The 6,955-nt window shown below is 56.6% G+C and carries 9 protein-coding genes; 7 read left to right on the top strand and 2 right to left on the bottom strand.

The window, feature by feature from the left end; translation table 11 throughout:
• Positions 1-27: 27 nt before the first annotated feature.
• From rplQ to VMW13_10670, 7 genes are all read left to right on the top strand, one after another.
• Entirely contained in the window at positions 28-369 is a 342-nt protein-coding gene (gene rplQ / locus VMW13_10640; protein ID HUV45270.1) for a 50S ribosomal protein L17, read from the top strand.
• Entirely contained in the window at positions 369-1,187 is an 819-nt protein-coding gene (gene truA, locus VMW13_10645) for a tRNA pseudouridine(38-40) synthase TruA (GenBank protein HUV45271.1), read from the top strand. Before rplQ ends, truA begins: the two co-directional genes overlap by 1 nt.
• Positions 1,187-1,648, top strand: coding sequence for a 50S ribosomal protein L13 (gene rplM / locus VMW13_10650; protein ID HUV45272.1), 462 nt, complete (start codon positions 1,187-1,189; stop codon positions 1,646-1,648). Before truA ends, rplM begins: the two co-directional genes overlap by 1 nt.
• Positions 1,649-1,691: 43 nt before the next feature.
• Entirely contained in the window at positions 1,692-2,090 is a 399-nt protein-coding gene (gene rpsI, locus VMW13_10655) for a 30S ribosomal protein S9 (protein HUV45273.1), read from the top strand.
• A 73-nt stretch (positions 2,091-2,163) separates the two neighbouring features.
• A complete protein-coding gene (gene tsaA / locus VMW13_10660) occupies positions 2,164-2,619 on the top strand; it encodes a tRNA (N6-threonylcarbamoyladenosine(37)-N6)-methyltransferase TrmO (protein HUV45274.1) in 456 nt (151 codons plus the stop codon).
• Positions 2,616-3,305 (top strand): endonuclease, encoded by a 690-nt coding sequence (locus VMW13_10665; protein HUV45275.1) that lies wholly within the window; start codon positions 2,616-2,618, stop codon positions 3,303-3,305. Before tsaA ends, VMW13_10665 begins: the two co-directional genes overlap by 4 nt.
• 8 nt (positions 3,306-3,313) lie before the next feature.
• Positions 3,314-3,862 carry a metallophosphoesterase family protein gene (locus VMW13_10670; GenBank protein ID HUV45276.1) on the top strand — a complete coding sequence of 183 codons (549 nt, stop codon included), beginning with the start codon at positions 3,314-3,316 and terminating at the stop codon, positions 3,860-3,862.
• A 375-nt stretch (positions 3,863-4,237) separates the two neighbouring features.
• On the opposite strand, the gene VMW13_10675 is transcribed toward VMW13_10670, so the two are convergent.
• Entirely contained in the window at positions 4,238-5,797 is a 1,560-nt protein-coding gene (locus VMW13_10675) for a carboxylesterase/lipase family protein (GenBank protein ID HUV45277.1), read from the bottom strand.
• Between the two features lie 401 nt (positions 5,798-6,198).
• Positions 6,199-6,660, bottom strand: coding sequence for a transposase (locus VMW13_10680; protein ID HUV45278.1), 462 nt, complete (start codon positions 6,658-6,660; stop codon positions 6,199-6,201).
• Positions 6,661-6,955 lie beyond the last annotated feature (295 nt).

Genomic DNA, 6,955 nt, shown 5'->3' on the forward strand with positions numbered 1-6,955 from the left:
GCACAGGTGGAAACTATGGCCCATAGGATGTCCGGCAGAAAACTTGCCAGGAGTTCAGGCTACCGGCGGGCGTTGTACCGTAACCTGGTGACTGACCTCCTGAACCATGAGAAGATAGCTACTACTGAAGCCAAGGCCAGAGAGGCACGCAGCCTGGCTGAGAAGATGATTACTCTGGGCAAGGAAGGGGGGCTGCACTCCCGCCGCCAGGCGCTGGCGTTTATCTTCAGCAAGAAGGTAACCGATAAGGTGTTCGACGAGCTTGCTGCCCGGTATGCAGACCGAACCGGTGGCTATACCAGAATCACGAAGCTTGGACCCAGACTGGGTGACGGGGCACCAATAGTGCAACTGGAGCTGTTGAAGTGATGGTATCCACGGCGGCTAACCGGAAGATGGTGAAGCATACTGGTCCGGCAACCACGACAAGACTGGCGCTGGTCCTGGAGTATGACGGCACCAACTACTACGGTTTTCAGTTACAGCCGACTTCGCCCACTATCCAGGTGGAAGTGGAGCGGGCATTGCGGCAGCTTACCGGGGAAACGCTCCGGGTGACGGCTGCCGGTCGGACTGATGCCGGGGTTCATGCCCGGGGGCAGGTAATCAGCTTCCGAACCGGTTCGTCACTTTCGCGGCAGACGTTTGTCAGCGGGTTAAACCACTATCTGCCCAGGGATATCGCCGTAAGGGTATCCTGCGCAGTGGATGACTCTTTTGACCCCAGGCGGGATGCGGAGAGCAGGGAATACCGCTACTCCATCTTGAACAGCCGGACGCGGTCGCCCATCACGAGGGGCTTTGCTTATCGTGTCGTTGGTTCCATGGACATCGAAGCGATGAACCGGGCATGTCAGGCGCTGGTTGGGCAGCATGACTTCGCCTCATTTGCCAGCGGTATCGGTGGCGAAACAAAAAGCACGGTGCGGAGAATCTACCGGGCAGAAGTAAGCAAGGACGGCGACCTGATTCACTTTGACATTGTGGCGAACGCTTTCATACGCCACCAGGTACGCAGTACTGCAGGATGCCTTGTCAGGATTGGACTGGGTAAAATGAGTCAGGACGAGTTTGGTATGATTATTGCTGCCGGAAAACCGGGTCTGGCCGGTCCGACCCTGCCAGCCTGCGGACTTTGCCTGATACGTGTGAACTACGCGCACCCTTTTGAGGAAAAGATATCATGATCAAGACCTACAGTATTAAGGCTTCTGACATTAAACGAGAATGGCACATTGTGGATGCTGAAGACCAGATTCTGGGCAAGCTGGCCACGCGAATTGCCAGGTTGCTCATGGGCAAGCATAAACCGCTTTTCTCGCGCAACATGGACGTGGGTGATTCCGTTGTTGTTATCAACGCGGATAAGGTCCGGGTGACCGGCAACAAAGAGAAGCAGAAGATGTATTACCGGCATTCCGGTTACCCCGGTGGGCTGAAGACTACCAGTCTGGAGAGGATGATGCAGACCCATCCCAACCGGGTGATTGAGCATGCTGTTAAGGGTATGTTGCCTAAAAACCGGCTGCAGGCCCGCATGATGAAGCGCCTGAGGGTGTTTGTCGGTGATAGCCATCCGCACCTGGGACAGACCGGAGCAGCGGCTGTCAGTACGGCAGAGCAAAGTGGCGCACAGAAAGAGGAGTAACCGGCTACCACCAGGTAGCTGAAGCAGACAACAGGAGGTATCCTTGGCAGAACAGGTTTATTTCTACGGTACGGGTCGGCGCAAAGAGGCGGTAGCTCGGGTAAAACTGATGCCGGGTGGCGGTGGCGCTATTATCGTCAATGGTGTGCCCTATGATGAGATATTTCCCCGACTTGAGCAGCGCCAGACTGTGGCCAGACCCCTGGTAGTGACCAACAACATGGACAAGTTCAATGCTGTGGTCAAGGTAACCGGGGGTGGTGTGACCGGTCAGAGTGGGGCCGTCTGCCACGGTATTGCCAGGGCATTGCTGAAGGTGGACGAGGGCTTCAGGCGGACACTCCGCCAGTACGGGCTGCTTACCCGGGATTCCCGGGTCAAAGAGAGGAAGAAGCCCGGTCTCAAGCGGGCCCGAAAAGCGCCTCAGTACACCAAGCGGTAGTGGCTTGAAGCCGTTGCCAGAGACACAATGGTCGTGATGGTGTAGTTACCGGTCCCGGGCTGAAGGAGCAGGATTGGCTGGCGAAATGCCTGATATGGTGTTGAAGGCAATCGGCGTGGTCAGGAATGACTTCAAGAAACCGCCGGAGCCCCGTAGCGACTGGGACAAGGTGGTCTCCGAGATAGTGATTGACACCAGCCTGACTGAAGCCCTTGACGGGATTGACGAGTACTCCCATCTCATTGTGCTCTACTGGATGCACCGCCTGGCAGGAAGCGAGACGCCGCTCAAGCAGCGTCCTATGGGCCGGCAGGACCGGCCCCTGAAGGGTCTCTTCGCTCTGCGGACACCGAACCGGCCGAATCTAATCGGGAAGAAGACCGTCAGGCTGCTGGAATGTCGTGGTAATATATTGAAGGTTGAGGGTCTGGATGCCCTTGATGGTTCCCCCGTTATCGATATCAAGCCCTACATGCCCGGGTATGACGGGGTGCCTGATGCCAGAGTCCCTTCGTGGTTAGCCAATTGACAGGTGAGATACTGCAAGGTATCTACCACCGGCTCATGGACCGCTACGGACCGCAGCACTGGTGGCCGGGAGAGGAACCGTTCGAGGTGATGGTGGGTGCCATTCTTACCCAGTCTGCTGCCTGGTCCAACGTAGAAAAGGCTATCGCGAATCTGAAGGATGCCGGTGCGTTATCACCGGAGTCGTTGCGACAACTCCCCCTCTCCGAGATTGCCACGCTTATCTACCCCAGCGGGTACTACAATGCCAAGGCGCTCAAGCTCAAGTCTCTGGCCACCTGGCTGGGTGAATACTATCAGGATAACCTTGACCGCTTATTTGCCACTGAGACGGGACAGCTTCGTCGGGAGCTGCTTGCGGTACACGGTATCGGTGAGGAGACCGCCGATTCCATAATTCTCTATGCGGCTAACCAGCCGATATTCGTTGTGGATGCCTACACACGGCGTATCATAGACCGAATCGACCTGGCTCCGGAGGCAACCAGCTATGCCGACTACCAGGCCCTCTTCATGGATAACCTGCCGCGTGATGTGGGCCTGTTCAATGAATACCATGCACTGCTGGTATGCCTCGGTAAGAATGTGTGCCGCAGTCGCCCCCTGTGCCAGCAGTGCTCTCTGGCTGGCGGTATAGGCGGCAATAGCCACGGCAAGAGCCGCAGCTATTGCCGTGGAAATAGCTAGGAGGCAAGATGCTGATTGGACTGCTTTCGGACACCCACATTGCTTTTAAGAGCCAGATACTGCCCCAACAGATAAAGGGGGTCTTCCAGGGAGTTGACCTGATTCTGCACATGGGGGATGTCTGGATTCCTGACATTCTGGATGAACTGGAGATGGTTGCCCCGGTGCTTGCCGCCAGGGGTGATGATGATATGGACGAGGACTTCGGTCCGGACAGCCGGATGGAAAAACGGCAGGTCCTTCATTTCGATGGTATTACCCTCTGGGCGATGCACATCAAACCGCGCTACGGGCTGATTGTCCCCAATGCCCAGCAGAACTCGTATGGCGGTATTCTCAACCGAAGCCGGCATCTGGCGGAACAGGAAACCGAAGACCCTCCCGACGTTGTTGTTTTCGGGCACAGCCACTTTGCGGAAATAGAACACTATAAGGGTGTTCTCCTGGTGAACCCCGGCAGCCCGACAATGCCCTCCTATATTCCCAAGCTGGGTACGGTGGGTCTGCTGGAAGTGAGCAACGGTAAGGCTGAAGCCCGCCTGGTGAAGCTTGAGTAGCCCCGGAGCCTTTCCGACTGGGTTGAGCCCTGTTCCCAATATACCTTCACCATGTCACTGCGCTATTGGGCACCCCTATCCCCGGGCGGCCCATCTGGGCCGTCTTCCGCTTCTTAGCCATGAAGGCGGTAGAAACTGTATCCGGGGGACACTCCCACCCTTCCGATGAAGGAGGCTTGGCCCCCCTGGACACTCCTTTTCCAGCAGCCTGCGAGCTTCCGCCGGGACCTTTCCCCTCAAGGCTGCCCTGTCGCAGATTGCCGTCGTGTCTGACTGCCGCTGTGAAGGCGGTTCCGATAACTCACGGTACAACTCATAGGAGGAATTGTACCATATGAATCAACCACGTCTTATCGGAACCGTGAAGGCTGTCGACTACCGGCGCAATGGGATGCCTTCCCAGGCATCGAGCTCTTCGCGGAATGGGTCGACCTCTACCCGGCACGGGACATCGAAGAGCATCGTTGCACGGTTGTCAGCAGTGTAGGGCTCCCATCTTGGAAGCCCCTGATGGTTGGGGTCCCCGGTACGTGCGAATGCAGCCCACGCCTCACTCACTGACTCGACCAGTTCATATTTGTCAGGACGACCGCCGGTTATGGCCAGATCGTCCACATTGTCGAACACGAACGGGATCTCGAGAACGTGGCAGGCCTTGAAGAGGTCACCGAGGTAATCGGTCTCCCAGGTGAACAGGTACATGAAGACCGGTGCCGGGCTAGCCGCTGCCTTGCGTTCGGCGAGTGCAATGGACGCCCTCCTTGTCCCCTCTGTGGTAATCCCGACAAACAGGTCCCACGGCGTGGCATCGGGCCGTGTCTTACTGTAGGTATCGATTATCCTATCCAGCTTGTCACCGAGTACCGGTGACAGGCGCTCGCGTAGTTCCTGCTCGGTAAGCTTGTTGCGGCGAGGGTCGAGGGTCATGAAGGTGGTATTCTCATCACGGTTGGTGCCGATTATGATCGGTATACCCGCCGCCGTCGGTGCCGCCACGGGGTCGAACGGATGAGCAGGGAAGTACTTGCCATCCACCACCGGGGATAAGCGCATAATGCCCGGACCAGGTGCGCCCATACCCAGAAGGGACCGTTCCGGTACTAATGAGTTAACGGCATCCAGTACCTGCTGTGTCGGTAGCTCCTGGAGCCTGTGTATTTCGTTGGCCTTGATATTCAGCTGTGCTAGCAGCTGTTCCGAAAAGTCTGTAGCGGTCTTTGCCTCGACTCCTCTCAACCCGGGGCCACTCTCAATAACGGCACGGTGGAACAGGCCTTTCGCGGAAGGTAGAGCCAGCATTGTGCTGACTTTTGCTCCACCACCGGACTCACCGAAGATGGTCACATTACCCGGGTCACCGCCGAACGCTTCAGCGTTGTCGCGGACCCACTCAAGGGCCAGCACCGCGTCCAGCATTCCGGCTACACCCGAACCGGCATATTCCTCACCGGCGATGTCCGCCAGATGCAGGTAGCCGAAGACATTCAACCGGTGGTTGATTGTGACCACGACGATGTCCCCACGTCTGGCCAGATTGGCGCCGTTATACATGATTTCCGACCCGGCACCGGAAGCATAGCCACGACCGTGCAGCCAGAGCATGACGGGACGCTTTCCACCGTCCCCCAGACCCGGCGTCCACACATTCAATACCAGGCAGTTCTCACTCTGGGGAAGGTGTCTCCTGATACCCATGACGCGTTCGTCGCCGGCAGCCTCTACACAGTCCACCAGTGCCCCGGATTGCGGGGCGATTGGCCCGAAGTCAGTAGCGTAACGCGTACCTGCCCACGGCTCAGCGGGCAGTGGTGGCAGGAAACGGCGTTTCCCGCCGGTAGGAGCACCGTACGGGACTCCCTTGAACGTGAAGACCCTCCGCTCCATTGTGCCCCGGACTTTCCCGATGGTGGTTTCGGCCATTGCTTTCGTCATCATTTGCTCCTTCCCATCAGTATGTGATTATGTTGGATACTGCTGAAATTGTCTGCCTTCTACCCATCCTTTGTCAAGATATTCCTTGGGAATAAGAAGAGTTTGCGATACTGGGTAAACGAAGTGCCGTATCGTTCAACTAGCTTCGTGCGATTGACCTCCTCACACATATTTCAATAGCTGCAACACCGACGCCTGGCTGCTCCTGGAACTCCAGGAAGAGTGGGCCAGCCCCGGTAGCCTGTACAACTGAGCGGGTGTGAATTTGCCAGGTTGCTCACGGTTAGCGACCATCTCTTTAGAGATACGTAAGAGCGTTTCATTGAGTGGTGTCCGGCATCCCGGTTCCTTAGCCAACCGAACTACCCCCCGTTGAGATACTCAGTCTCGATAGTGCCTGACGCTTACGTCTGGCCAAGGTTTCCACCATGGCCATGATAGCGGCTTTCTCCACAGTACTCATGCGCCGGCACCGTTGTGGTCCTCCAGCAGAGGAATAGCCGTTTTTTGAGACGGTAAACTTCCAGGGAAAGGCCAGCCACCAGGTGCTTGAGCTCGGCGTTCTCCCGCTTTATCTCGTTTATCTCCTGACGCGTGGCATCCCTGACGGTATCCCGTGTGAGCCGCTCCTTCCCAGCCTCCATGAAGTCCTTGGTCCAGGCATAGTACGCTCCCGGCTTAATGCCTTCCCGGCGGCAGAGTTCATTGACTGCCACTTCCCGGCGAAATCCCTCCAGCACTATACGGACCTTCTCCTCCGGGGTGTATTTGCGCCTGGCTGTCACTCTAACCTGCTGCATGAAGCCTCTTGTTTCATGGGTTCTGGCCTCGGCAGCATCAGCTTTACCTTTGTTTTCTTGGGACACATTAGCTCCTTTCTTTATTGAGGTCAGTCTACTACCTCACACGGAGCTTACACCACCCCCACAACTGTACGGTTTTCGTAACCCCTTTTGTGTCCCATTATCGCTGACGGTCTACAGTCACCACGAATGGCCAATCATATAGCGTAGTACCCGAAAGAGAGGGCGCAATCTCTGCACCACAAGCTCCGCCGCCTGTAACTAATGACCTAGCAGGTGATGTGACCATAGAGAGCATTGACTTAGAAGCGGAAGTCGTAGTCATCACAAACAATGGTGATACTCCAGTCAATATCAC

This window comes from Dehalococcoidales bacterium, from assembly GCA_035529395.1.
In the GTDB taxonomy this organism is placed as follows: Bacteria; Chloroflexota; Dehalococcoidia; order Dehalococcoidales; family Fen-1064; genus DUES01.